The sequence below is a fragment of the Chromohalobacter sp. HP20-39 genome, assembly GCF_033052815.1.
Lineage (GTDB): Bacteria > Pseudomonadota > Gammaproteobacteria > Pseudomonadales > Halomonadaceae > Chromohalobacter.
This window is the reverse complement of the sequence record NZ_JAWHTP010000485.1, coordinates 1-299: the sequence shown is the minus strand read 5'-3', so window position 1 is coordinate 299 and position 299 is coordinate 1. Positions and strand designations below refer to the sequence as shown.

1 protein-coding gene is annotated in these 299 nt (G+C 61.2%); it reads right to left on the bottom strand.

The genetic code is table 11. The annotated features are described in order from the left end of the window. The coding region (locus RVY79_RS18905; protein ID WP_317466095.1) for an O-antigen ligase family protein at nucleotides 1–236 on the bottom strand (236 nt) is incomplete at its 3' end. Nucleotides 237–299: the final 63 nt, after the last annotated feature.

Below are 299 nucleotides of genomic sequence, written 5' to 3'. Positions count from 1 at the left end.
GAGAGCAGAAATGACCAAGCGGGCGTCATTGGCTGCTTTCGCAGACGCCATACGAAACCGACGGACGGCAGCGCCACAGCAAGCAAGCCAAGCAGGCCAACCTTGGCCAACAGGTCCAGCACAATGTTGTGCGCGTTCACAGCCAGCGCGGCACGACCGAGTTCGTCCGTCTGCAAGTACTGGTTCCAGGCGTAATCGCCCCAACCGCCGCCGAACCATGGATGCGCGAGAAACATGTGCCAGGCGTGCGTCCAAATGATGGCACGCGAGCCGACTCCTTCTTGCATCCGCTCACCGAG